Origin of the sequence: Sphingobacterium sp. Mn56C, assembly GCF_049319645.1 — a bacterium.
Taxonomy (GTDB): Bacteria; Bacteroidota; Bacteroidia; order Sphingobacteriales; family Sphingobacteriaceae; genus Sphingobacterium.
Genome location: NZ_JBMOUC010000005.1, coordinates 198,660 through 221,999, shown reverse-complemented (window position 1 = coordinate 221,999; position 23,340 = coordinate 198,660). Strand labels below are relative to the sequence as shown.

The window sequence follows — 23,340 nt, the reverse complement described above, 5'->3', positions numbered from 1 at the left end:
TGATGTTGCAGCCAGTTTTTTCTGTCACGCTTTTTGTACCCACCGCACCTGCAGCACATTGCCTCCTCGTACCTGCGGTGTCAAAGAGCTGCACCCACCGCACAAAACAAAAAATCCCGCCAGAAAAAAACTGCCCGGAGCTAAATAACATAATGCGGTCTTATAGTACAGCCCTTGCCACGCTTATGCGAGCATCCAGCCACACGGGCAGATCCTATAAGTCGCCATTATGTTAAATAGCCAACACCACACACAACAAAGCGGCAATCCCACGCTTATGCAAGCACCCCAACGCCATTGCCGCTTTGTTGTAGCCGTTCCTTTTGCCAACCCGACCCGACCCGGAAGCGGTATCACCAGCAAAGGGAACTTTTGTTTTTAGTTGTTTGTACACCTCCCTGCGGTCAGGCAAGTGTAAAGCCTGCGGCAGCAAGGAGTGGCAAAGCCACAGTTATAGTTGGGGCAATCTTCCAATGCCCCAAACCCCTTTGGATGCTCATTTTTTATAAAGCAAAAGCCCGACACACAAAGCCAGCCCTTCCTTTTACTTTACAAAAAATCGAGCCTTAAACTTTTTCTTCACCTGAAACCTTCACTTGAAAAAGAAACGATAAAAGGATATAATGTTTAACTTAGCAACCGTGAAAAAGTGGTTGTACCTCATATCGTTGATGTTGTTTTTTGTGGCGAATACAAATGCCGCAAACAATGATTTTTTGGGTGTAAGGGCAGAAGTTGCCGCTAAGGGGGGAGGTAGTGCTTTTAGATATATGACGGAAGCAGAATTAATGGCTGTTCAAAACACAGGATTACTTAGAGGTGGAAGAGCAGGAGAAACCTTTTTTACTAAAGATCTTTATAAATCTGCGGCAAGCGCCCAACAACGATTAGCTTTACCAAGTGCTCCTACTCTTCGAGTAGAATTTCAGATTTTAAATAATCCAACCTTATTACGTAATGGAACAAAAGTTCAATCTGCTTTCGGAATGTCTGGAAGAGGTGCAGAGTTTATGACTTTAGATCCGGTTAAAGTAAGGCTTATCAATTCGCAACCTTTAAGATAATTTCTATGAGTAAGAATAATTATTATATATCTGTTGGTGAACCTTGGGATTTTAATAGTCCGGATGGTGAAAATATTATAAGGGGTATAATTCTAAAAATAATAAGTGCAACTTGCTTGGTATTTAGAACTAACTACCATTTAGATTTTGAAGGTGTTAAAGGTGATAAATTAATTTTATCACCTAGACACGTTGAAAATAATTTTTATGACCTAGATAAAGGTTCTAGTTTAATAACTGTGAATGGTGGTTTGCTTTTTAAAGATTATGATGATAATTTAAGTGAAGAAGAATTAAGAAATAACTCTAAATTTGCTATAATTGGGAGTATTCAGAAAGACTAGTATTATGAGGCTCAAGTAAGGAAAGTAGTTGCCGCTAAGGGGGGGAAACAAGGTGGGCTGAATTTTTTTAAGTGGGGAGCAGAGCAAACAACCAAGTCCACAGGCTGGAAAGCAGGGGATTATATGCTACACCTTCCTAATAAGGGAACACCTAAGCTAAATTGGAAAGCCAACTATGGATCATTGCGTAGGGAAATGGGGTTAGGTAAACCTATTTTTGATTCTTACCGACTACCTAATGGTAATTTGATACCAACAGGAGGGTTCTTAAATGCAGAAAGGTCAATCCTTCAGGGGAGAGGTTGGATTTATAACCCAAGTCAAGGAGCTTGGTTACCACCAATTAAATAATTTGGGTTATGGAATTTAATACACTTGTAAAAACGCACCTTTCGCCAATACTTCAAAAGTATGGATTTACGATAGCGGAGGAAATCAAAAACATTGTACGTTTTCAATCTTCTGTTATGAAAGTGAATTTGGTGTTTAACGATTATGATAAGTCGCACCTTGTGGAGATTGGTAGACGGGGCGAAACATTATACCCTTTGAATGACAATGCGGTTGTAGAGCTTTGGGGTTATTCTGCATTGCCTATTGAGCAAGTAACCTCAAAAGTTTTTGTGCAGAATCTTTCTTTGTTTTTTGAAACAAAAGAAGGCGTTGAATTATTAAAAGGGAATGTAAGCCTATTGAAAAGTATTCTCAGCCAAGAAAGTGAAAATTACACATCTGAGTTAATGCAAAACCAGGTATTAGAAGCTGCATCAAAGGCTTGGGAAGCTAAAGATTATTTAGCTTTCGTAGATAGTATAGATAAGATAGGATTTAGTAAAATACCACAGTCTTATCAGTTGAAGTATAAGATAGCCAAACAGAAATTGTAACAGATTATAAATAACAAGGCCACCGATTAGGTGGCTTTGTTATTTATTAAAGGCTTTTTTCGTTTTATAGTTCTGAACAACGTTGTCAATCAGGAAGAACAAGTGTTGTTTAGTGGCTTCGTCCAGCTTCTCAATATCCTCGATACGTTTTAGAAGATCCTTGTCCAGGTAGGCGGTGCTCGTCTTCTTCGTGAACATCTTGGTAAAGTGGGTCTGATGGGTACTGTTGCAGGTGGTATGCTACAGGGTGGAAGCAACTTGCTTCGCGGACGTAACTTTTGGACCGGTGTTTTAAAGAATGAAAAAGTATTTGTAGATTACATCTTTCAAGAGGGGGATTGTTGATAATGATCGTAACCTAATTGGTGGTAAGCAGATCTTGTATGGAGATAATGCCGCTAAGGGGGGAGTGCAGGCTGCTGAATATACTTTTACGAAATCAGCTGGAAAACATTTAACAGAGGTTGTTACCAAAGGAGCGAATAAAGGGCAATTATCAAGGCCTTATATGAATTCACCTTTAACTATTCAAGAGATTATGTCAACTGGAAAAGGAAGTATTGATGCTACTTTTAAAGGAGGTATGAATTGGAAGGTGCCGGGTACGTTTAGAGGTTCTCAAGGAATTTGGGAGTTAGGTATTAACCCTAAAACAAATGTCATTTATCATTTTAATTTCGTCAAATAGTAACCTATGAAGTTTATAATTGATCATACAGATTTTATAGGTAACTCTAAACGCTTAACCTATGATGCAGAGGAGTTTTCTTTTGAGACAGAACCCTCAATACAAGAGATAAATTTGGATATCGTGATAAATAGATTAAACCTGTCGGCAGTTGATGATGATAACAAGATTGTTCAGCTTTGGGGTTTTTGTGGATATAAAGAATGGCAAAAGTCCAATTATGAACCACCTCAATACAATACTGGCATTTTGAAAGTTGCAGATAATTTAGAGGAGGGTTTTTCTTATAGGATAAGCAAAGATGATTTGCCAATGTTTATTAATGTTCAAAGTGGGTGGCTATGCATTGGTAATCCAGTAAAGAAAGGTAATGCTGTTGAGTTTATAAATAATTGCGTTGTCGTTATTGACGATGATAAGGAATTTATATCTCTATGGCTAAAGCCTGAAACATTGCCTAATATTTAATAACAGTCAAACGCCAAGCTGTAAGCCTGGCGTTTTTGTTTTACATCAAAGAAATCTTGCTTGCTTTGATAAAGTGGTCAACGGTAGTGAGCAGGCATTCCTTTTCCTTTTCGGGGAGTGTTGCAATATCCTGAAACCTCTTTAACATAGCGGGGTCTTTAAACAGGTCGGCCTGTTCGTTCTCTCCCAATAGGTAGCCCACCGTCGTATCCAAAATCTTTGCGAGTTTTTTGGCAGCTTCGATAGAAGGTGTCATTTCATCCCTTTCATATTTACCGATAGTGGTATGTGAAGTACCGAAAGCCTTTGCCAAATCTTTTTGAGAAAGGCTTTTTGCTTTTCTGCATTCCGTTAATCTTTTACCGAAACTGTCCATATATGCACCGGATTATGTGTTAATAAACCTATTTTTTGAAGTATAACATCCAAGAAATTATACTTTTTTTATATAAAGTAAGTAAACGGTGGTTAGGTGGTATTCGTCTTCCTCCTGAACATCTTGGTAAAGTGGGGCTGATGGGTGCTGTTGCAGGTGGTATGCTACAGGGTGGAAGCAACTTGCTTCGCGGACGTAACTTTTGGACTGATGTTTTAAAGAATGAAAAAGTATTTGTAGATTACATCTTTCAAGAGGGGATTGTTGATAATAATCGTAACCTTATTGGTGGTAAGCAGATCTTGTATGGTGATAATGCCGCTAAGGGGGGAGGTCAATTATTACTAAAGCCCGGAGCAGCTAATTTAACCCAAAAAGGGTTAGACCATATAGTTGCTCGCCATTGGTTTACGAGTGGCGCTAAAGGTGCAGGGAAATTTGCGGAAGGGACAACCGGGGCGGGTTTAAAGAGTATGATTAACACTACGACAACACAAGGTGCTTTCCGGGCTAATACAATGGGGCGTGCCGGAACAATAGCAGAATACAATTTTGGAAGAGTAATTGGCACAACTTCAAGTGGTGCACCTGCATCAAGTTTGAGAGTTGTTATTGGAACAAACGGAAATGTTATTACTGCGTTCCCATTTTAAAAAGTATTACAATGTTTAGAATAGAGTATAAAATAATAATAGAGCAGCCCGAAGAACTTGAGTATATCTCTGATGAAGAAATCCGATATAATTTTTTATTGGGTAATGTGTCTTTAATTTCGTCTGATGCAGAGATTGAAATGGAATGGGAATGGATACCATTGTTAGACTTTGCCTATTGTTTGCAAATGATTGTTAGTAGTCTAAAAGCAAAAAATACCGCTAAGGAATATTTTGAGTTTACAGAAAATGCTGAAACATTAGAGTTTTCAAGGCAGGGAGAGCAATTAAAAATTGTTGCTTCTTTTTCATCAACAGTGTTAGAAACGATATTTGCAGATTTTGAAAAAGCTGTATATGATTTTCATTTTAGCATTAGTGAATTCGTCCGAACGAATACATCAGGCGAGTTGCCGACTGTTCTACAAAAATACCTTTTAGTTGAAATGTAGATACCAAAGCCCGCATTTGCGGGCTTTTTTATTTAAGGATAGCCTGTAATTTGTTTTTAGCGAGGAACGCATCCAGCATAGCGAAAACGTGTTCCTTATCGGCGGGGTCGAGCTTTTCAATATCCTGCAGCCGTTTTACGGTCTTTTTATCAAACTTGCTGTTTACACCTTCTCCTACCAGGTAATCCAGACTTACCTCAAAAGCGTCCGCAATTTTTTTAGCCGCTTCAATAGACGGCACAGCTTCTCCACGTTCGTATTTACCAATCATCTCCCGGGAAACACCGCTTTTTGTGGCTAAATCAGTCTGCGACCATCCTTTTTCTTTTCGGAGCGATGTAATAATAGTTCCTGTTTCCATTGCTTAAAGTGCTTAAATGTGTCCTATAATCGTAAGGAATTACAAATTTATGTAAATAAAAGACATAAAAAAAGCTGATAGGACTTGTTGGTTTTGGAAATATAATTTACTTTTGTGTCTGATAGTTCCATTTAAAAATCTTAAAAAATATTTTCCTATGGCATCAGAGAACAAGAAACAAGTGAAAGTACAGGGCAAGTTCCGCCCCAGTCAGAGCCGTTGTATGGGAGCAACCGGAAAGAATGTGCCTTGGCTGAACCTTAGCGGGATATGGTTGGAAGAAGCAGGCTTTAATATTGGCGATTTGGTGCGTGTAGTGAGCCGTTCGGGTCTGTTGCTGATAGAACGCATCGAGTTCAGTGGACTACCTAATGTTTTTAGGACTAATTTTCTCAAGCCACCTTTTTACTTATACTCTTTAATTTGATTTCCATTTCCAGCGGAGTTCGATAGCCTAGACTGGAATGTATTCTTTTTGTATTATACCATTTTATATACTCGGCAATAGAATCTGATAATTGTTCCAAGGAAGTGTATTTGAATCTATATAGCCACTCATACTTTATTGTTTTAAAGAAACTTTCGGCTACAGCATTGTCCCAACAATTACCTTTTCTACTCATGCTTTGTATTATCTTTCTATTAAAAGAAAAAAGATTGGTCATTTTAGTTGAAGCATACTGTACTCCGCGATCTGAATGAAAAATGAGTCCTTGTTGAATATCTCTGTTTCCTCTCGCTGATAACCAAGCTTTAAGTATTGTATTTTTGGTTGTCATATCATCACTTAAAGACCATCCAATCACTTTTCTATCCGCAAGATCAATAATTGTAGTCAGATAATTCCACCCATCATTCACTCTTATGTAGGTAATGTCAGATACCCACTTTTTGCCTATTTCTAGACTTTCAAAACTTCTATCAAGAACATTACTTGCTATTGGAAAAGAATGTTTTGAATTGGTAGTTATCGTGAATTTTCTTCTCAAGACACTTTTCAGCCCCATTTTCTTCATCAAGAATCCTACATAAGAACGGGAGTAAATAAGCCCTTCGCGTTCCAGTATTTTTTGAACTCTGTAACTCCCATAGATCTGTCTACTCTGCTCAAATATAGTATTGATTCGGTCTTTAAGAAATAATGTCGATGATGAGGTAATCCTCTGTCTATCCTTATTTCGAAGCCAATGATAATAAGAGTTTTTAATCAATCTCATGCACTTGCACATCTTCTCAACAGTATGAATATCCTTGTTCTTTAAGATAAACTCATATATTACTTGTCGCTCTTGGAGAAGATGGCTACTACCTTTTTTAATATATCTCTCTCTTCGGTTACATCCTTTAATTGCTTTCTTAAATCCTTCAACTCTTTCTCCTCAATTGATAATCCCTTCTTTTTAGAGAAATCACCAGACTTGGAATCATACTCACGGCTCCATCGTCTTATAATACTGTCATGGATAGAGTAATCATCACTGATCTGTTTTGCCGTTATTCCAGATTTATATAGCTCGGCTATCATAACCTTGAATTCATTGTCATATTGTTTTGCCATTGTTCAAATATATTAATTTCGAACTCAAGTAATTCGTCTCAACAAAGGTAGACACTCCAGGTGAGGGTGTAGCTTATCGGAATACAGTAAACAACACCTATAACTACCGGTATAATCTGACAGATCATTTGGGTAATGTCCGCTCTACGGTATACCGAAACCCGGTGAATAATAAAGTCGAGGTCTTACAGCAGGACGATTATTACCCATTCGGAAAACAGCGTATTGTATCAGAAGGAATAAATAAGTACCTTTACAATGGTAAAGAGATTCAGCAGGAGTTAGGAGGCCAATATGATTATGGGTCAAGGTTTTATGATGCGGAGATAGGACGGTGGAATGTGGTGGATCCGTTGGCGGAGAAGATGCACCGGTGGTCTCCTTATGCTTATGCCTTTAATAATCCATTGAGGTTTATTGATATAGGAGGGTTGATCCCGTATCCCATAACTATTAGGGCTTTTGCTCCATTCAATTATTTTGGAGGTGGTTTTCATGGCGATGGTGCTAATAGAGGGTATACTACAAGTTCAACAGCCACGGCGAGAGTGCATCAACGGATAAATTTTGATACAGATAAAACAAACCTAAGTACTACAGCATGAGTAGTCCTACTTCTCATAGATTGATTGCCGGCAGTTATACAGAAACTCCTGCAGTAAACTTTGAGGGGAAATTTACAACTCGTTCGAATGGTGATGCCAAGACCTTCAACTTTGGGGCCCATGTAGCGGGATCTAACCCTATGGTTCCAGGGGCACCTAATATTGATGTGTTTTCCGATTTTTCAATTACCGAAAATAAGAAAGCAGGGACATTAAATATAAGTGGAAAACTCACGGGTGACAACTTCCCGAGTACAGAGGCTTTTATTACGGATCCAAGTGGCCAAAACCTTTTTATAGGAGTCGGTTTTTATGAGGGTTTGCCTTTCAGTAGCTTAGATGGCGAAAACAAGAGAGATATTACAAGTTTCAGGTTTTCAATTTCCACGGATAAGAAAGGTAATTTTACGGGGGTTAAAGTTGGTGATAAATCGTATTCTATCAACGACTGGAATAAATTGTTTGAAGAAGAGGATCCACATAAAAATGCTAACAGATGAGAAAGATTACGGCTTATTTCTTACTTGGTTTTGTTGTTATGTTGGTCTTTACCTACGTAATGGGATTATATGATGATGCCTTTAAGAGAAGCTACTACACAGGTGTCTGGTATAAGGATATACCGGCGTCATTAAAATATTATGTTTTATGGGTTCTTCCTTACTGGTGGTTGGCGATCTTAGTCGGTACGATCATTTTAGGCTTCCTGTTATATGTAATACATTTAGGGATAGAGAAGCTGAAATAACCAACCAATAAACAGCACCGCCCAATCTTTCACCGGATTGGGCGGTGTTGGTTATAAGCTATATGCCCTACGAGCTTTAGCATCCCTGATGTACGTGTCAATCAGGTTATATAGCGTCTGTTTTTTGGTCTCCTCGAGCTGTTCGAGTTCTTGGATGCGATCCAGCGTACGTTTGTCAAAAGCCGTTCCGCGACGCGACATCACCACATTTTAGTTATGCTCTAGATTATCATGTAGGTTTCGATGGAGAGCTGTTGGCAAATAGTCAGTATAATGGTAATATCGCCCAGCAACACCGGGGGCATGGTGCTAGCATGGACAGTAAGTTTATCTATGTTTATGACAAACTGAACCGGCTGAAGAGTGGGGTAAGTACGGGGACCGTAATGAGTGAGCATTTGAGTTACGATGATAGGGGTAATATCAGCACTTTAAATAGGGACAACCATGCCACAGGAACAAATTATGCTTATACGGGTAATAGGCTCAAGAGCCTTAGCGGACAGCTACAGTCGGTATCGGATTATGTCTATGATGGCAATGGGAATACTAGCAGAGACCGCATGGGGATGAACATCAGGTATAACCACCTTAATCTGCCGGATAGTGCTTGGAACGGTACGGTACGTGTGGGTTATTTATACGATGCTAGGGGAACGAAGTTACGGAAATACCCCAACGAAGGAGGCAATCGGGACTATGTGGGTGGTATAGAATACAGCTCGGGAGCTATCGAACTTATCCATACGGGTGAGGGTTTAGCTTATCGGAATACAGTAAACAACACCTATAACTACCGGTATAATCTGACAGATCATTTGGGTAATGTCCGCTCTACGGTATACCGAAACCCGGTGAATAATAAAGTCGAGGTCTTACAGCAGGACGATTATTACCCATTCGGAAAACAGCGTATTGTATCAGCAGGAATAAATAAGTACCTTTACAATGGTAAAGAGATTCAGCAGGAGTTAGGAGGCCAATATGATTACGGAGCGAGGTTTCTACAATGCTGAAATCGGGCGGTGGAATGTGGTGGATTCGTTGGCGGAAGTGTATTCTTCGTATTCTCCTTATGCCTATGTAGGAAACGATCCCATTCTATTTCACGACCCTAATGGGATGTACCGGGTAGATGCAAACGGCAATATAACCATAGATGATCCCGATGAGATTTCTTCTTTTTTCAATTATCTCAACAATAGTAGTGGAGCATCTATAAATGATATGTCAAACCATATCATCAGTGCCGATAATGGCTTTAGTTGGGAGTTGGACGCTGTTACCGTAACAGGAAGAAGCACTTTCGAGAGCGACGGATGGCTTAGTAATGCACAGGGAAGAGTTAGTGATGCTGTTGGCTTGATGGGCAACATTAATTCTGTAACAGCCGCAAACTTTGGATTTGATGGGACGAAATCAGCATTGGATATTGGAGGTGCTCTTTATGGCGGGGCAGGAACACTAACTAATCCTTCTGGTTATTGGCTGGGTAAAAATGGTAAGTATTATAATAGCTCATGGGGAGGAAATCAGTATACAGGAGGGCTTTCAGGAGCGTATAGGGCTGCTGGGATGTATAAATGGGCAGGTAGAGCTACCGTGGCAGCAACTGTTCTTGGTGGTGGGATTGAGGCCTATAGGGGATATCAGATGGACGGAGGTACTTTTGGATATAATGCTCAACTGGCATCTGGAAAATTGGCAGGCGCATTAGCGGGAGCTTGGTTAGGAGCCAAGGCGGGGTCTGTTGGGGGCGGTGTCGTTGGTTCTGCTTTTTTCGGCGTGGGAGCTGTTCCCGGAGCATTAATTGGAGGGGTTAGTGGTGTCATAGGAGGTTTTATTGGAGGGTACTATGGCGCCGAATGGGCCGGGCAGGCAGTGAATCATTATCATGGAAGGTAAATAATTGTGGATAAAATCGAAAGCTACTTAAATATTGTTCATTACTGCCTCTATAAGGCTGAATATAGATTACATCTTTTATCTAATAAAGTTAATCCTTTTTGGCTTTTGGCTAAGATACCTTTTATCAAGAAGAGACACGAAAAAATGGGTGTTGATATTCATCAGGAAATCAACAAAGCATGGGGAGACAAGCGGTTTGGTCTTAGTACTGTAGCTGCCGGTGGTTTTCTTTGGGGCGGTTTGGCTCTCTTCTTTTTTTCTGTTCTGATGATGTTGAAAGTAAGCATATCCACGCCGCTTATAATAGGCTGTGGGGTTGGCTCTGGTCTGATCTGTTATGTGTTTGTTTTCAAGCAGGATAAATACATAAAATACTTTGACAGATATGAAAAGTGGTCTAAACAGGAAAAGCGTAAATATGGCTGGTTGACCGTGGGGTCAATACTTTTTGTTCTGTTCTCCTTTTATCTTTGTCTGATAGTCTGATGTCGGAGAATAAGTAAAACCAGCACCGCCCAATCTTTCACCGGATTGGGCGGTGTTGGTTATAAGCTATATGCCCTACGAGCTTTAGCATCCCTGATGTACGTGTCAATCAGGTCATATAGCGTCTGTTTTTTGGTCTCCTCGAGCTGTTCGAGTTCTTGGATGCGATCCAGCGTACGTTTGTCAAAAGCCGTTCCGCGACGCGACATCACCACATTTTAGTTATGCTCTAGATTATCATGTAGGTTTCGATGGAGAGCTGTTGGCAAATAGCCCGTATAATGGTAATATCGCCCAGCAACACTGGGGGCATGGTGCTAGCATGGACAGTAAGTTTATCTATGTTTATGACAAACTGAACCGGCTGAAGAGTGGGGTAAGTACGGGTACCGTAATAAGTGAGCATTTGAGTTACGATGATAGGGGTAATATCAGCACTTTAAATAGGGACAACCATGCCACAGGAACAAATTATGCTTATACGGGTAATAGGCTCAAGAGCCTTAGCGGACAGCTACAGTCGGTATCGGATTATGTCTATGATGGCAATGGGAATACTAGCAGAGACCGCATGGGGATGAACATCAGGTATAACCACCTTAATCTGCCGGATAGTGCTTGTAACGGTACGGTACGTGTGGGTTATTTATACGATGTTAGGGGAACGAAGTTGCGGAAATACTCCAACCAAGGAGGCAATCGGGACTATGTGGGTGGTATAGAATACAGCTCGGGAGCTATTGAACTTATCCATACGGGTGAGGGTGTAGCTTATCGGAATACAGTAAACAATACCTATAACTACCGGTATAATCTGACAGATCATTTGGGTAATGTCCGCTCTACGGTATACCGAAACCCGGTGAATAATAAAGTCGAGGTCTTACAGCAGGACGATTATTACCCATTCGGAAAACAGCGTATTGTATCAGCAGGTATAAATAAGTACCTTTACAATGGTAAAGAGATTTAGCAGGAGTTAGGAGGCCAATATGATTACGGAGCGAGGTTCTACGATGCGGAGATAGGGCGGTGGAATGTGGTGGATCCGCTAGCGGAGGCATTTGATAATGTCTCACCGTATAACTATGCAATGAACAATCCTATGTTTATCAATAATATTGTTCTGAAAGGAGCCAATTTATTGGGAAATATAGGTGAGGGCTTTGAGAATAGGTTTAATAATGGTTGGGAAGCAAAGAATAATCTGGGGCCTATCAATTTGAACTGAGAATATTACGTTTGATATACGAAATAGCAAAGAGTATATTTTTCCCTCAGCATCACTCAAATTAAATAACACAAATAGCACATTAATGAATTATAGAAAGCCATCATTTAAGGCAACGCATACAGCCCCTATTAAAGGTTATTCACCACCAGCAATGGGTGAAGGACGTACAGGTGGACAACCAATGCGTGATTTTTCATATTACCCATCAAAATTTTATAAAAGAAATTAATATGAAAAAGCCTAGTTATTTATTTCTAATGGTCTTAAATGGCGACTTTAAATTATTACAGTTGAATAATATTAGAAATGGGTAAGATCTATTTTATTATATGTGGATTATTCTTTTCTTCCCTATTTTAGATATTATATTGTTTTCAGCTCCTTTATACTTCTCATTTAAGATAAAAAAAGGAACTTATTTTATTTTAAGTATACTACTAATAATATTTATAGAGTATTCTTTATATGCATATTTCACATCTCAAAAAGTATTAGATCAAGATGCTTGTCTAAAAATTTTAATAAGCATAGCTCTTTTATTTACTTTATTATATAGAGATATATTTTTTAAGTTTAAACAGATTTTATAAAAACAAATAAGGTGACCTTTTGGGACACCTTCTTTGTTTTTCCTTTCTCCAGGTTATAATAATTCTTTTTATAAAATTAATTTAGACTAATAGTTAATATTTAGGCTGCTTGCGGTTTTAGATTTTCAGCCATTGCCAATAATTCCCCTGCTATTGCCAGAGATTTATTATATTTAGGGTTGAAATTCAGTTGATTAACTAAATCTAGAACCTATGACACCTTTTATTTTTCCTGTATTCTCCATGTGTATATGCACGTTTTTATGCTGTACAGCCTGCTTGGCGCAAACAAAAAATACTGAAACCAGATTTTTTAGCGATGTAACCACGACGCATTTGCCTTTAGATGAAAAGACCCATGCCTTGGATGTCGCTTTGGCAGACTTTAATAGGGATGGCCACCTGGATATTGTACTGGCATTAGAGTCACAGCCAAATCGCTTGTATTTAAATGATGGTACAGGGCGCTTTACCTGGGTGAGGGGTGTGTTTTTAAATGCAAACCACGACACCGAACATGTCCGTGTTGGTGATTTTGATGGCGATGGTTTGCTCGATGTGATATTTGTTGCCGAGGACGACCAAAATCATGAATTCTACCTGGGCAATGGCGATGGAACATTTAAAAATGTAAGCGATAGGTTGCTGGGGAAAAGTGAAGCCAATGGCTTAGCTATTGGTGATGTAAACAACGATGGCCTTTTGGATGTGGTTATCGGAAACTCTGGTGATAAACCCGCTAACTTTTTGTGGTTGAATAACAAGGATAACCCTGGGTTCTTTATCAACGCTTCGTCCAGGAGCTTGCCGCCACATTTGGATCAAACACAATCGGTAAAGCTGGTGGATGTAAATAACGATGGTTTCTTGGATATGGTCATCGGTAATGAGGTGGCACCTAATCGGCTTTATTTTAATGATGGTAAAGGCAATTTTTATGAAAAGGAAGGGGCGCTACCACAAACGGTACCCCTACATACCCGTGAGGTTATTGCTTTTGATGCCAATGCTGATGGTCAGGTTGATCTGCTGTTTGCAAACCTTGCGAGCAATGGTGGTGGCAGGGATAACGACCCTAGGGCACGCTTGTTTATCAATCAGGGAGACGGATTTTTTAAAGATGAAACCGAAAAGCGGATACCAAATTTTGAATTTTCTACCTATGCTGCCCACAGCATAGATTATAATCGTGATGGCGCTATAGATATTATTTTAAGTGCTATTATGATACCGCCATTTCAGGCTTATCAGGTGCAGGCTTTGAAAAACGATGGTAACGGCTACTTTACCTTGGTTACCGATAGTGTTATTCCCGAGTCTACCTATGGCAGAAGTTGGGGTATTGCCGTCGGCGATGTTAATAACGATGGTATCCCTGACCTTGTGATAGGTGCTTGGGGCGATCAGGTGAGGCTTTTGCTGGGCAAATAATTTATATTTTATCTTTTAGAACGATTATTCCTCTATAATAACCAATTTTCACCCCCTGAAAAGGTGTGAAATCATGATTTTTGGCTTTAGTCGTAACCAAAAATTATAAACGTGAAAAAAATCTTATGCTTACTTTGCTGTACCTTTTGCTGTACTTTTTCTTTCCTTTATGCCCAACAAAGTAGTCGTTTACTGTCGGGATGGGAATTTGTGAAACAGGACTTAGGGGGCATTTGGGAGGCAGTACGGCCAGTAGGCGATGGCGCACCCGAGGCATCGCCAATATGGCAGACTATCCAGTTGCCGCATAGCTATAACCAGTATGATGCGGTTGCTCCATTTGCTAATTATTACCAGGGGCCAGGCTGGTATCGAACATTTTTGGATATAAGTAATCCTTACCCAGCGGGGAGAACGCTATTGCATTTTGAAGGTGCAGGCCAGAAAACTCAGGTTTATGTGTATCAGGAAATGGTGAAAGAACATATTGGTGGGTATGATGAGTGGCATGCCGACATTACTGATGCTGTAGCACGCTATAAAAAAGATACCGCTGCCGTAGCTCGTTTTAAAGGTAAGGTACCTATTGTGATACGTGTGGATAATACCCGCGATTTAGAGCTTATACCTTCCGATTTGTCGGATTTTAATCTGTATGGCGGATTATATCGTTATGTAAACTTAAACTATGTGCCTGCACTTTCTGTAGCACAGCTTTTTGCGGATGTTAAGGTCGATAACAAAGGGAAAAAAGGTGTCATCGCTGTGCGATCACGCTTCCGTAATCCTCAGCTTTTGCAGGCTGCACAGGTGTTGCTTACAATCAGCGATCCGCAGGGTAAAAAAATCAGTAGCCACAGCGCGAGCGTTGACCTTTCGTCGGGAGCTGATCTGCCTATTGGTACACTGGAGGTGAAGAACCCACAATTGTGGTCTACAGCGCAACCTACTCTTTACAGCCTAACCCTTACGGTTGTTCATGGCCGTGATACGGCTACAACAACGCAAAAAATAGGTTTTCGTACTTTTGAGTTTATACATAAAGGGCCTTTTATGTTAAACGGGAAGCGCCTGCTCCTTAAAGGAACACACCGCCATGAGGATCATGCCGGTGTTGGCCCGGCCATGACCGCGGAGCAGATATGGGAAGAGATGCGGTTGATGAAGGAAATGGGGGTAAACTTTATTCGTTTAGGGCATTACCAGCAGTCTCGCATTGTGTTGGAAGCCTGTGATGCTTTAGGGATCTTGGTTTGGGAAGAAATACCTTGGTGCCGGGGAGGTTTGGGGGGAGCGCTGTATCAGGAGCAGGGGAAACGGATGTTAACACATATGATTGAACAGCATTATAACCATCCTTCTGTTATTATCTGGGGCCTGGGTAATGAAAACGATTGGCCCGGAGATTTTCAAACTTTTGATAAGGAGCAAATCCGTACGTATATGAAAGCGTTAAACGATTTGTCTCATCGTTTAGATCCTTCTCGAAAGACCGCTATCCGTCGATGTGATTTCTGCAAGGATATTGTAGATGTTTACTCGCCTTCAATTTGGGCCGGCTGGTATCGTGGTGTATATACCGATTATAAAGCGGCTAGTTTTACCGAATTTAACCAAACCCATAGTTTTCTACATGTAGAATGGGGCGGCGATAGCCATGCTCGCAGGCATTCGGAAACTCCCGATGAGGGGCTACCGGAGGTTGCAGCAAGCAGTGTTGTCGATGAGCGTACTGGTGATGCTTCTTTATTTGGCGGTCCTGCACGTGTATCTAAAGATGGGGATTGGAGCGAAAGTTATATCGTTAACCTTATCGATTGGCACCTTAAAGAACAGGAAACCATGCCTTGGTTAACAGGTACGGCCTATTGGCCATTTAAGGATTTTTCCACGCCTTTACGGCCAGAAAACCCGGTGCCTTATGTAAATCAAAAGGGCGTTGTCGAGCGTAATTTAACGAAGAAGGAGTCTTTTTATGTTTTCCAGTCGTATTGGGCAGATAAGCCTATGGCGCATATTTATGGCCATAGCTGGCCGATACGTTGGGGCGACGAAGGGCAGGAACGCATGGTGAAGGTGTACTCCAACTGCGACGAAGCAGAATTGTTTGTGAATGGCCTAAGTTTAGGGGTACGCAAGCGGAATAGCCAGGATTTCCCTGCTGCCGGGTTACGATGGATGGTAAAGTTTGTTACGGGCGAAAATAAAATTGAAGTCGTTGCCCGTAAGGGGGATCATAGCGTTCGCGATTCGATTGTACAGTACTACCAGACCTCAAAATGGGGGAAGCCGGCGATGGTAAGTTTCAAAGTTCTAGAAGATCATGGCGATTCGGTGCTTTTGGAAGCGTATTTACGGGACGAAAATGGAGTCAAATGTTTGGATGCTCGCGATTATATAAACTTTCAAGCTGCTGGCGATGGGTACTTGCGAGTGGACCAAGGTACCTCGGATGGTAGCAGCAGGTTGCAGGTTTACAATGGCCGTGCCTTGGTAACCTTAATGCGTACGGGAGCCAAAGTTGTCGTTACAGCGCATGCCGATAACATCGGTACGGCAATGATCGATCTCTCCAGTGAAATGCTATAATACAGGTTTTCTTGGCGTTAAATGTAGAGATCGTTACAGGGCGACATGTTGTATGGCCTGTGCCGATTTAAAACGATTCCTGCCGAGGGTGCTGAATTGTGGCGCTGGAGGTTTACATGGTAATAGGTAGGGGATTTTACCTATAAAAATTAAGTTTATTTGATTTTTACGCTAATTTTATATATTATGGTATTCCCAATTAAACCCTATGAAAGCTACGAAATACCTACTGTTATTCGCCTGTATTGTTATCTCCTCTTGTTTATATAGCCAGATCAAATCGGATGGCGTTCGTTTTTTTCACCTGAATGCCAAGCATGGGCTGTCACAAAGTTCGGTCTTCGCTATCGAACAGGATCATCTGGGGTTTATCTGGGTCGGTACGCGGGATGGCTTAAATCGGTACGATGCTAAAAAAATTGTTACCTATAAAAATATAGTGTCGGATAGCACCTCCCTGTCCGACAATTATATAACTTCAATTTTTGAGGATAAAAAGAAGCGTATGTGGGTCGGCACGGCACGGGGTATAAACCTTTATGATCGGAATAAGGATAAATTTAAACTTATACCTATTCCCGTTAGTACCGACGGCTTACCCATGGTTAATGCCATTACTGAAGATCGTAAAGGTAACCTTTGGTTTAGCACTTCCCAGGGCTTGTATGTTCTTTGGATCGGAGTTGAACCGCTTAAATTGGAGCTGATTTTTGATGGTTACAGACCCGATAACATAAATCGCATAGGGGGCAGTAGACATGTGCAGCAGTTTTTTGAGGACAGCTATGGTCGTGCTTGGTTAAGTACGGTAGGCGGAATTTACCTCTTTCATCCGTTTACGCCTAAGGGTAAACATACCTTAATCCGGGTGTTTCGGGAAACCCCCGGCAAGCTGAATTGTAATGATGTAAGGTTTGTTTTTCAGATGAAACCTGATGTCTTTTGGTTTGGTACAAAAGAAGGGGGTATAAATGTATTTCATGAAAAGAAGAATCATTTTTCTTATTATGGCAATAACCATAATGTAGACAATGGCACATTGGGAAGTACCGATGTTAGAAGTATGATTGCTGATCGTTTTGGCGGCTACTGGATCGGTACCATTAATCGGCTGTTCTATTATACGGAAGAATCGGGGTTCACTTCTTTTAAAAAAAATGAGCGTAATATTTATGCTATAAGTGATAATTCGATACGGCCTATAATGCAGGATAATAGAGGCTCTATTTGGGTTGGAACTTATTATGGTGGTGTAAATGTCTTTGACCGTAATATTCCGGTTTTTAAAAATTATAGCCGGCAGGCCGCTAGTACGGGCCTTTCTTATGATGTTGTTAGCGGTATTATCCAAGATGCGAAGGCTAACTTTTGGGTTGCAACCGAAGGTGGAGGCCTTAATTATTTATCGGCAGATAAAACCGTAATTCAAAAGTTTGTGCACGACCCATTGCAACCAAATTCTTTAAGTACCAATCATATCAAAGCGGTTTATTTGGATAAGGAGGAAAACCTTTGGGTGGGTACTTACAATGGGGGCCTAAATTTTCTTAAAAAAGGATCTTCAACGTTTAAGCATTTCAAAGTCGATTTAAACTCGCCGTCAGCATTAGCCAGTAATAATGTGTATAGCATTATTGAAGACGATGATCAGCGTTTATGGATTGGTACATATGGGGGTGGGGTATCGGTGAAAGATGCGCAGTCTGATACTTTTATTGCTCGGTATAGTCATAACCAAAAAGGGGGCAATAGGTTGACTTCAGATTTGGTGCGTACAGTTTTTATCGATAGCCGCAAAAATGTGTGGATAGGAACAGACTATGGCTTAAATGTTAGGTGGCACGGCAAAAATACCTTTGAACATTTTATGTATGACGAGCAGGATGAGAATAGCATCAGTGGCAATGTTATTATTTCGCTGTTCGAGGATAGTAAGGGTACACTATGGGTGAGTACTTTTAAAAATGGCGTTAATACGTTTAACTACGAAAAAAAGAATTTTAAACGTATAAAACCTGTCGGCAGGGGGAATACCATCAATGATTTTTATGGTATTGTAGAGGTCGACGGTTTATTATGGTTTAGTAACGATAGGGGCTTGGGGTCGTATAATCCGCAGGATGGAACCGTAAAAAAATATAATATTCAGGATGGTTTGGTCGGAAATGAGTTTTCCATGGCCGCCGTTTGCAAAAGTAGATCGGGCGAGTTGTTGTTTGGCGGTACGCATGGGATTACGGCTTTTTTTCCGAAGGATATTCCGAATAGCGCTTATATGCCGAAGGTTGCTTTTACGGATTTTAAGGTTTTTAATAAGTCTATTATGGTGGATGATGAGGGCCCTTTAAAGGCAAATATTGTTACCGAACCGACAATTGTGCTGCAGTATAAACAGAATTTTTTCTCCGTAGATTTTGCTACCTTAAGTTATATTATTCCCGAAAAAAATAGGTATGCTTACCGTTTGGAGGGCTTTGATGATCGCTGGAATTATGTGTCTATACCAACGGCTACGTATACTAATTTGCCGGCAGGAACGTATACCTTGAAAATTAAAGGGGCCAGCAACGATGGGGTCTGGTCGGATCGCCCTGTGGAGTTAAAAATTAGTATCCTGCCTCCGCCATGGAAAACCTGGTGGGCGTATTTATTGTATGGCATTTTTCTGCTTCTGATGGTTTACTTGGTTGTGCATTTTCTGAAATCTAGGCTTGACCTTCAGCACCAGCTAGAAATGAAAGGTGTGGAGGCCGAGAATGAACGTAGAATTGCTGAGCTGAAAGCTAATTTTTTTACCAATATATCTCATGAACTTCGTACGCCACTGACTTTGATTTTAGGGCCGCTGGATAATATATTGCCCAGTATGCCGGATACGGATAAGTTAAAACCTACATTAACGACGATGCACAAAAATGGTCAGCAGCTGCTCAAGCTGGTGAATGAGCTATTGGATTTACGCAAAAATGAACTCGGGCATACGCGCCTTCGGGTGGCGGAATTTTCGATGCGGGTATTTTTAAATGAGGTGCTTTATTCTTTTAAATCACAAATTGCTTTAAAGGAGGTTGCACTAATCGTTGATGATCAAACGGATGGCGCTAAGTTGTGGTTCGATCGGGTGCAGATGGAAAAGGTTTTTTATAACCTGTTGGCTAATGCGGTAAAATATGTGCCTAAAGCGGGTGAAATAAAAGTGGTTTTACTGCAGTTGCCTTTAAAAAAGTTAAATGGCCCGCAGGTATTAAGTGTTCAGATTTGGGATAATGGGCATGGTATTCCTTTGGACGAGTATGAGGCCATTTTTGGGATGTTTTATCAGGCGGATAATAAACAGGGGGGAGGCCAGCCTCTTGGAACGGGTATTGGCCTGGCATTGGCTAAGGAGATTGTTATGCGCCATCATGGTAAACTAAATGTGCAGAGTCATTGTGCTGCTGATAGCCCGGATTCTTTTACTTGTTTTACGGTGGACTTACTTATGGGGAATAGTCACTTTACTTTGGATGAGTTAATCCCCGACTCTTTGGATACCGCTGCTGTGGAGCAAAAGCAAGAGGAGGTGTTATCTGTAACATTTCAGGATATTGTAAACAGCGATGCTGATACTTTTCTTACACCGACAGATACTGCGTTGCCTCTGCTGTTGATTGTGGACGATAACGAGGATATCAGAAACTTTTTATTTCAAGGCTTAGCAACGTTTTATCAGGTAATCTTGGCCGAGGATGGTGATGATGCGGTACATATTATTCAAAGTAAAATGCCTGATCTGATTGTTTCAGATGTGATGATGCCGAATATGGATGGGGTGTCCTTACTGAAAAAAATTAAAGAGGATAGTGCTACCGCTCATATTCCGGTATTGCTGTTAACGGCTTTATCTGCGGATGTGGATATGCGTAGGGGCATGTATGCGGGAGCTGATGACTACTTGGTGAAGCCTGTAAATATCGAATTGCTAGCGTTAAAGATTCAGAATATTCTGTATACTAGAAAGTGCTTTCGTAAGACTTTTATCCAGGATTTGGTGTTAAAGGAGGAGTTTGAAAATGAGGGCTTGAATGGCGAGACTTATGCGTTCTTGAAAAAGGTGCTCGCTTTTATTGAGGATAATTTAACCGAATCTGAGTTGAATGTTGTTCGTTTATCCAATGAGCTGGGCATGAGCAGACCGGTATTGTACCGTAAGGTAAAACAAATTACGGGGCTTTCTGTTATTGAATTAATCAACTTGGTACGTATGCGTAATGCGGTGGCTTTACTGTGCGACACTAATCTTTTTATTAGTGAAATTGCTTACCAGTTGGGGTATAGCGACCCCAAGTATTTTAGTAAAACTTTTAAGGCTTTTTATGGTATTACGCCAACGCAATTTTCGGCATTGGATAGGCAGGCTAAAGCGGAATTAATGAATTCAAATCAGCGGTTCAAATTGTGGAAGGATTTTAAGCGGAATTGATAAAATAAAAATGTAAAAAACTTGCTTGATATTAAAAAGTTATATATCTTTGCACCTCGTTTAATTGTTGTGCTGAGCGTTTAGCGAGGCTCGATATATTAAACGAAAAAAAATAAATGTTACAGTATTGCTTCCAACTTACTAACAAACATTTAACAAATTAAATAACAAACAAAATGGCAAAAGAAGTCAGTGCGTTAGTAAAATTACAAGTTAAGGGCGGTGCAGCAAATCCATCTCCTCCAGTAGGACCTGCTTTAGGTGCTAAGGGTGTGAATATTATGGATTTCTGTAAACAGTTCAATGCTCGTACGCAAGACAAACCAGGACAAGTGTTGCCGGTTGTAATCACTGTTTATGCGGATAAATCTTTTGATTTTATCATCAAGACTCCACCAGTTGCTGTTCAGTTGAAAGACGCAGCGAAATTGAAAAGTGGATCTGGAGAGCCTAACCGTAAAAAAGTTGCTGCTATTACTTGGGAGCAAGTTGAGGTTATCGCTAAAGATAAAATGCCAGATTTAAATGCATTTACTGTTGAGGCGGCGATGAAAATGGTAGCTGGTACAGCGCGTAGTATGGGTATCACTGTTTCCGGTGACGCTCCTTGGAAAAATTAATTAACGAAATCAGTTTAAGAAAGTGGCTAGATTAACAAAAAATCAAAAAGCGGCACTATCCAAAATTGAAGCTGGTAAAGCTTATTCTTTAGTAGAAGCTGCGGCTTTGGTAAAGGATATTACTATGGCTAAATTTGACGCTTCTGTGGATATCGACGTGCGTTTGGGCGTAGATCCACGTAAAGCGAATCAAATGGTTCGTGGTATTGCAACATTACCTCACGGAACTGGTAAAACTGTTCGTGTTTTAGTTTTATGTACTCCTGATAAGGAAGAAGAAGCTAAGGCGGCAGGTGCAGATTTCGTAGGTCTTGATGACTATATCAGTAAGATTGAAGGTGGTTGGACTGACGTTGACATTATCATCACTATGCCTTCGGTTATGGCGAAAGTAGGTAAATTGGGCCGTATTTTAGGTCCAAGAAACTTAATGCCTAACCCTAAAACAGGTACAGTTACTACAGAAGTAGGTAAAGCTGTAACTGATGTAAAAGGCGGTAAGATCGATTTTAAAGTTGACAAAACAGGTATCATCCATACTTCGGTAGGTAAGGTGTCCTTCCCGGCGGAGAAGATTTATGAAAATGCTTTAGAAGTATTACAAACTATCGCAAAATTAAAACCTTCTGCAGCTAAGGGAACATACTTTAAAAGTATCCACATCTCTTCTACAATGAGTCCTGGTATTCATGTAGAAACTAAATCAGTAGCAGGAATTTAATCATGAGAAAAGAAGAAAAACAAGAAATTGTTCTAGCTTTAGCCGAACAGATTAAATCTTATGGTAATTTCTATATTGCCGATACTGCTGATTTATCTGTGGAAAAAATCAATGGAATTCGTCGTAAATGTTTCGATCAGGGTATTGCAATGCAAGTTGCTAAAAACTCTCTTATTGAGAAAGCCTTAATCGAAGCTGGAATTGACTCAGAAGAACTTAAAAGCGTATTGAAAGGTGCGTCTACTTTATTGTTCTCTGAAGTTGGTAACGCTCCTGCAAAATTGATTAAGCAATTGCGCAAAGAAGGTGATAAACCGGTATTGAAAGCAGCTTATATTCAAGAAACAGCGTTCGTTGGAGATAATCAACTAGATGCTCTAGTTAATCTTAAATCTAAAAACGAACTTATTGCAGACGTTATCGCAGCACTTCAATCTCCTGCGAAGAATGTTATTTCTGCTCTTCAATCCGGCGGAAATACAGTTTCAGGTTTATTAAAAGCTTTAGAAGACAGAGGCTAACGAACTCCTCTCACAAGAATTGTTCGTAACATTAATTAACAACTATTATTTAAGTAAATTCAAAAAAATACAATAAAATGGCAGATTTAAAACAACTTGCTGAACAGTTAGTTAACTTAACAGTAAAAGAAGTTAAAGAATTAGCTGATATCTTAAAAGATGAGTACGGTATCGAGCCTGCTGCTGCTGCTGTTGCAGTTGCTGCTGCTCCTGCTGAAGGTGGTGCTGCTGCTGAAGAGAAAACTTCATTTGACGTTATCTTGAAAGAAGCTGGTGGTCAGAAATTAGCAGTAGTTAAATTAGTTAAAGACTTAGCTGGTTTAGGTTTGAAAGAAGCTAAAGATTTAGTTGACGGAGCTCCTAAAGAATTAAAAGCTGGTGTTTCTAAAGACGAAGCTGAAGCTTTGAAAAAACAATTAGAAGAAGCTGGTGCTGTTGTTGAAATTAAATAATTTCAAATAACACCTTAAGGATTAGACTCTGATTTTTATCAGAGTCTATTCCTGTTTTATCGTATAAGTGTAGATTGTGCTTATGCCGTGCACAATTTTTTACATACAAAAGACGGCATATT

Annotated in this window: 29 protein-coding genes and 1 pseudogene; 24 read left to right on the top strand and 6 right to left on the bottom strand. The window is 40.3% G+C overall.

Annotation, left to right across the window (positions count from 1 at the left end; translation table 11 throughout):
• Positions 1-623: 623 nt before the first annotated feature.
• The 3 genes from ACL9RF_RS13815 (at position 624) to ACL9RF_RS13805 (ending at position 2,295) form a co-directional block, all read left to right on the top strand.
• On the top strand, positions 624-1,064 hold the full coding sequence (locus ACL9RF_RS13815; protein ID WP_422801220.1) for a hypothetical protein: 441 nt from the start codon (positions 624-626) through the stop codon (positions 1,062-1,064).
• A 5-nt stretch (positions 1,065-1,069) separates the two neighbouring features.
• Positions 1,070-1,408 carry a hypothetical protein gene (locus ACL9RF_RS13810; protein WP_422801219.1) on the top strand — a complete coding sequence of 113 codons (339 nt, stop codon included), beginning with the start codon at positions 1,070-1,072 and terminating at the stop codon, positions 1,406-1,408.
• A 359-nt stretch (positions 1,409-1,767) separates the two neighbouring features.
• Complete coding sequence (locus tag ACL9RF_RS13805; protein WP_422801218.1) at positions 1,768-2,295, top strand: hypothetical protein; 528 nt, start codon at positions 1,768-1,770, stop codon at positions 2,293-2,295.
• A gap of 39 nt (positions 2,296-2,334) precedes the next feature.
• Here the strand turns inward: ACL9RF_RS13805 and ACL9RF_RS13800 are convergent, their stop codons facing one another.
• The gene (locus tag ACL9RF_RS13800) at positions 2,335-2,493 is read right to left on the bottom strand and encodes a hypothetical protein (RefSeq protein ID WP_422801217.1); all 159 of its coding nucleotides are present in this window, start codon (positions 2,491-2,493) and stop codon (positions 2,335-2,337) included.
• Positions 2,494-2,674: 181 nt separating this feature from the next.
• Between ACL9RF_RS13800 and ACL9RF_RS13795 the strand changes: the two genes are divergently transcribed.
• Both ACL9RF_RS13795 and ACL9RF_RS13790 read left to right on the top strand, forming a co-directional pair.
• On the top strand, positions 2,675-2,983 hold the full coding sequence (locus ACL9RF_RS13795; RefSeq protein ID WP_422801216.1) for a hypothetical protein: 309 nt from the start codon (positions 2,675-2,677) through the stop codon (positions 2,981-2,983).
• Positions 2,984-2,989: 6 nt separating this feature from the next.
• Positions 2,990-3,451: a hypothetical protein gene (locus ACL9RF_RS13790; protein WP_422801215.1), complete on the top strand. Its 462-nt coding sequence runs from the start codon at positions 2,990-2,992 to the stop codon at positions 3,449-3,451.
• Between the two features lie 40 nt (positions 3,452-3,491).
• On the opposite strand, the gene ACL9RF_RS13785 is transcribed toward ACL9RF_RS13790, so the two are convergent.
• Positions 3,492-3,827 (bottom strand): helix-turn-helix domain-containing protein, encoded by a 336-nt coding sequence (locus ACL9RF_RS13785; RefSeq protein WP_422801214.1) that lies wholly within the window; start codon positions 3,825-3,827, stop codon positions 3,492-3,494.
• Positions 3,828-3,862: 35 nt separating this feature from the next.
• Between ACL9RF_RS13785 and ACL9RF_RS13780 the strand changes: the two genes are divergently transcribed.
• Both ACL9RF_RS13780 and ACL9RF_RS13775 read left to right on the top strand, forming a co-directional pair.
• Positions 3,863-4,480 (top strand): hypothetical protein, encoded by a 618-nt coding sequence (locus ACL9RF_RS13780; protein ID WP_422801213.1) that lies wholly within the window; start codon positions 3,863-3,865, stop codon positions 4,478-4,480.
• 11 nt (positions 4,481-4,491) lie between these two features.
• Positions 4,492-4,932, top strand: a complete 441-nt coding sequence (locus tag ACL9RF_RS13775) for a hypothetical protein (RefSeq protein WP_325407166.1) — start codon at positions 4,492-4,494, stop codon at positions 4,930-4,932.
• 28 nt (positions 4,933-4,960) lie between these two features.
• On the opposite strand, the gene ACL9RF_RS13770 is transcribed toward ACL9RF_RS13775, so the two are convergent.
• Entirely contained in the window at positions 4,961-5,293 is a 333-nt protein-coding gene (locus tag ACL9RF_RS13770; RefSeq protein WP_422801212.1) for a helix-turn-helix domain-containing protein, read from the bottom strand.
• Between the two features lie 157 nt (positions 5,294-5,450).
• Between ACL9RF_RS13770 and ACL9RF_RS13765 the strand changes: the two genes are divergently transcribed.
• Positions 5,451-5,720, top strand: a complete 270-nt coding sequence (locus tag ACL9RF_RS13765; protein ID WP_422801211.1) for a SymE family type I addiction module toxin — start codon at positions 5,451-5,453, stop codon at positions 5,718-5,720.
• Here the strand turns inward: ACL9RF_RS13765 and ACL9RF_RS13760 are convergent.
• Positions 5,686-6,851, bottom strand: a protein-coding gene (locus ACL9RF_RS13760) for an IS3 family transposase (protein ID WP_422801210.1) whose coding sequence is annotated in 2 segments (ribosomal slippage) — positions 5,686-6,611 and positions 6,611-6,851 — 1,167 coding nt in all. Because the reading frame shifts where the segments join, the coding sequence is not laid out codon by codon here. The genes ACL9RF_RS13765 and ACL9RF_RS13760 overlap by 35 nt on opposite strands.
• A gap of 164 nt (positions 6,852-7,015) precedes the next feature.
• Between ACL9RF_RS13760 and ACL9RF_RS13755 the strand changes: the two genes are divergently transcribed.
• The 3 genes from ACL9RF_RS13755 to ACL9RF_RS13745 are packed head-to-tail and all read left to right on the top strand — an operon-like array spanning position 7,016 to position 8,204.
• Positions 7,016-7,456, top strand: coding sequence for an RHS repeat-associated core domain-containing protein (locus tag ACL9RF_RS13755; RefSeq protein ID WP_422801209.1), 441 nt, complete (start codon positions 7,016-7,018; stop codon positions 7,454-7,456).
• Positions 7,453-7,956, top strand: coding sequence for a hypothetical protein (locus ACL9RF_RS13750; RefSeq protein WP_422801208.1), 504 nt, complete (start codon positions 7,453-7,455; stop codon positions 7,954-7,956). The genes ACL9RF_RS13755 and ACL9RF_RS13750 overlap by 4 nt, the downstream gene beginning before the upstream one ends.
• Positions 7,953-8,204: a hypothetical protein gene (locus ACL9RF_RS13745; protein WP_422801207.1), complete on the top strand. Its 252-nt coding sequence runs from the start codon at positions 7,953-7,955 to the stop codon at positions 8,202-8,204. The genes ACL9RF_RS13750 and ACL9RF_RS13745 overlap by 4 nt, the downstream gene beginning before the upstream one ends.
• Positions 8,205-8,255: 51 nt before the next feature.
• Here the strand turns inward: ACL9RF_RS13745 and ACL9RF_RS13740 are convergent, their stop codons facing one another.
• Entirely contained in the window at positions 8,256-8,405 is a 150-nt protein-coding gene (locus ACL9RF_RS13740) for a hypothetical protein (protein WP_422801206.1), read from the bottom strand.
• Positions 8,406-8,458: 53 nt separating this feature from the next.
• On the opposite strand from ACL9RF_RS13740, the gene ACL9RF_RS13735 reads away from it, so the two are divergent.
• Genes ACL9RF_RS13735 through ACL9RF_RS13725 form a run of 3 tightly spaced genes read left to right on the top strand, consistent with a single transcriptional unit; the run spans position 8,459 to position 10,598 of the window.
• Positions 8,459-9,220, top strand: a complete 762-nt coding sequence (locus ACL9RF_RS13735) for a hypothetical protein (RefSeq protein WP_422801205.1) — start codon at positions 8,459-8,461, stop codon at positions 9,218-9,220.
• Positions 9,189-10,109: a hypothetical protein gene (locus ACL9RF_RS13730; protein ID WP_422801204.1), complete on the top strand. Its 921-nt coding sequence runs from the start codon at positions 9,189-9,191 to the stop codon at positions 10,107-10,109. The genes ACL9RF_RS13735 and ACL9RF_RS13730 overlap by 32 nt, the downstream gene beginning before the upstream one ends.
• Positions 10,110-10,115: 6 nt before the next feature.
• The gene (locus ACL9RF_RS13725; protein WP_422801203.1) at positions 10,116-10,598 is read left to right on the top strand and encodes a hypothetical protein; all 483 of its coding nucleotides are present in this window, start codon (positions 10,116-10,118) and stop codon (positions 10,596-10,598) included.
• A gap of 59 nt (positions 10,599-10,657) precedes the next feature.
• Here the strand turns inward: ACL9RF_RS13725 and ACL9RF_RS13720 are convergent, their stop codons facing one another.
• Positions 10,658-10,807, bottom strand: a complete 150-nt coding sequence (locus ACL9RF_RS13720) for a hypothetical protein (RefSeq protein ID WP_422801202.1) — start codon at positions 10,805-10,807, stop codon at positions 10,658-10,660.
• Positions 10,808-10,920: 113 nt separating this feature from the next.
• On the opposite strand from ACL9RF_RS13720, the gene ACL9RF_RS13715 reads away from it, so the two are divergent.
• From ACL9RF_RS13715 to rplL, 10 genes and pseudogenes are all read left to right on the top strand, one after another.
• A complete protein-coding gene (locus ACL9RF_RS13715; RefSeq protein ID WP_422801201.1) occupies positions 10,921-11,571 on the top strand; it encodes a hypothetical protein in 651 nt (216 codons plus the stop codon).
• A 24-nt stretch (positions 11,572-11,595) separates the two neighbouring features.
• A pseudogene (locus tag ACL9RF_RS13710) lies at positions 11,596-11,829 on the top strand (RHS repeat-associated core domain-containing protein); the annotation flags it as partial.
• Positions 11,830-11,914: 85 nt separating this feature from the next.
• Complete coding sequence (locus tag ACL9RF_RS13705; RefSeq protein ID WP_422801200.1) at positions 11,915-12,061, top strand: hypothetical protein; 147 nt, start codon at positions 11,915-11,917, stop codon at positions 12,059-12,061.
• Between the two features lie 574 nt (positions 12,062-12,635).
• A complete protein-coding gene (locus tag ACL9RF_RS13700) occupies positions 12,636-13,853 on the top strand; it encodes an FG-GAP repeat domain-containing protein (protein WP_422801199.1) in 1,218 nt (405 codons plus the stop codon).
• A gap of 111 nt (positions 13,854-13,964) precedes the next feature.
• Positions 13,965-16,442, top strand: coding sequence for a glycoside hydrolase family 2 TIM barrel-domain containing protein (locus tag ACL9RF_RS13695; RefSeq protein ID WP_422801198.1), 2,478 nt, complete (start codon positions 13,965-13,967; stop codon positions 16,440-16,442).
• A gap of 208 nt (positions 16,443-16,650) precedes the next feature.
• Positions 16,651-20,904: a two-component regulator propeller domain-containing protein gene (locus ACL9RF_RS13690; RefSeq protein WP_422801197.1), complete on the top strand. Its 4,254-nt coding sequence runs from the start codon at positions 16,651-16,653 to the stop codon at positions 20,902-20,904.
• A gap of 176 nt (positions 20,905-21,080) precedes the next feature.
• A complete protein-coding gene (gene rplK / locus ACL9RF_RS13685) occupies positions 21,081-21,524 on the top strand; it encodes a 50S ribosomal protein L11 (RefSeq protein ID WP_422801196.1) in 444 nt (147 codons plus the stop codon).
• Positions 21,525-21,546: 22 nt separating this feature from the next.
• Positions 21,547-22,245 (top strand): 50S ribosomal protein L1, encoded by a 699-nt coding sequence (gene rplA, locus ACL9RF_RS13680; RefSeq protein ID WP_422801195.1) that lies wholly within the window; start codon positions 21,547-21,549, stop codon positions 22,243-22,245.
• Positions 22,246-22,247: 2 nt separating this feature from the next.
• Positions 22,248-22,766 carry a 50S ribosomal protein L10 gene (gene rplJ / locus ACL9RF_RS13675; RefSeq protein ID WP_422801194.1) on the top strand — a complete coding sequence of 173 codons (519 nt, stop codon included), beginning with the start codon at positions 22,248-22,250 and terminating at the stop codon, positions 22,764-22,766.
• A gap of 77 nt (positions 22,767-22,843) precedes the next feature.
• Complete coding sequence (gene rplL / locus ACL9RF_RS13670; protein ID WP_021068875.1) at positions 22,844-23,218, top strand: 50S ribosomal protein L7/L12; 375 nt, start codon at positions 22,844-22,846, stop codon at positions 23,216-23,218.
• Positions 23,219-23,340 lie beyond the last annotated feature (122 nt).

Bases quoted from the DNA above. Each gene is read 5' to 3' on its own strand.
- ACL9RF_RS13690 (WP_422801197.1), top strand. From the start codon at position 16,651: ATGAAAGCTACGAAATACCTACTGTTATTCGCCTGTATTGTTATCTCC.
- ACL9RF_RS13715 (WP_422801201.1), top strand. From the start codon at position 10,921: ATGGACAGTAAGTTTATCTATGTTTATGACAAACTGAACCGGCTGAAG.
- ACL9RF_RS13775 (WP_325407166.1), top strand. From the start codon at position 4,492: ATGTTTAGAATAGAGTATAAAATAATAATAGAGCAGCCCGAAGAACTT.
- ACL9RF_RS13750 (WP_422801208.1), top strand. From the start codon at position 7,453: ATGAGTAGTCCTACTTCTCATAGATTGATTGCCGGCAGTTATACAGAA.
- ACL9RF_RS13785 (WP_422801214.1), bottom strand. From the start codon at position 3,827: ATGGACAGTTTCGGTAAAAGATTAACGGAATGCAGAAAAGCAAAAAGC.
- ACL9RF_RS13800 (WP_422801217.1), bottom strand. From the start codon at position 2,493: ATGTTCACGAAGAAGACGAGCACCGCCTACCTGGACAAGGATCTTCTA.
- ACL9RF_RS13745 (WP_422801207.1), top strand. From the start codon at position 7,953: ATGAGAAAGATTACGGCTTATTTCTTACTTGGTTTTGTTGTTATGTTG.
- ACL9RF_RS13705 (WP_422801200.1), top strand. From the start codon at position 11,915: ATGAATTATAGAAAGCCATCATTTAAGGCAACGCATACAGCCCCTATT.
- ACL9RF_RS13765 (WP_422801211.1), top strand. From the start codon at position 5,451: ATGGCATCAGAGAACAAGAAACAAGTGAAAGTACAGGGCAAGTTCCGC.
- ACL9RF_RS13805 (WP_422801218.1), top strand. From the start codon at position 1,768: ATGGAATTTAATACACTTGTAAAAACGCACCTTTCGCCAATACTTCAA.
- rplK (WP_422801196.1), top strand. From the start codon at position 21,081: ATGGCAAAAGAAGTCAGTGCGTTAGTAAAATTACAAGTTAAGGGCGGT.
- ACL9RF_RS13790 (WP_422801215.1), top strand. From the start codon at position 2,990: ATGAAGTTTATAATTGATCATACAGATTTTATAGGTAACTCTAAACGC.
- rplJ (WP_422801194.1), top strand. From the start codon at position 22,248: ATGAGAAAAGAAGAAAAACAAGAAATTGTTCTAGCTTTAGCCGAACAG.
- ACL9RF_RS13730 (WP_422801204.1), top strand. From the start codon at position 9,189: ATGATTACGGAGCGAGGTTTCTACAATGCTGAAATCGGGCGGTGGAAT.
- ACL9RF_RS13700 (WP_422801199.1), top strand. From the start codon at position 12,636: ATGACACCTTTTATTTTTCCTGTATTCTCCATGTGTATATGCACGTTT.
- ACL9RF_RS13815 (WP_422801220.1), top strand. From the start codon at position 624: ATGTTTAACTTAGCAACCGTGAAAAAGTGGTTGTACCTCATATCGTTG.
- ACL9RF_RS13770 (WP_422801212.1), bottom strand. From the start codon at position 5,293: ATGGAAACAGGAACTATTATTACATCGCTCCGAAAAGAAAAAGGATGG.
- ACL9RF_RS13810 (WP_422801219.1), top strand. From the start codon at position 1,070: ATGAGTAAGAATAATTATTATATATCTGTTGGTGAACCTTGGGATTTT.
- rplL (WP_021068875.1), top strand. From the start codon at position 22,844: ATGGCAGATTTAAAACAACTTGCTGAACAGTTAGTTAACTTAACAGTA.
- ACL9RF_RS13720 (WP_422801202.1), bottom strand. From the start codon at position 10,807: ATGTCGCGTCGCGGAACGGCTTTTGACAAACGTACGCTGGATCGCATC.
- ACL9RF_RS13740 (WP_422801206.1), bottom strand. From the start codon at position 8,405: ATGTCGCGTCGCGGAACGGCTTTTGACAAACGTACGCTGGATCGCATC.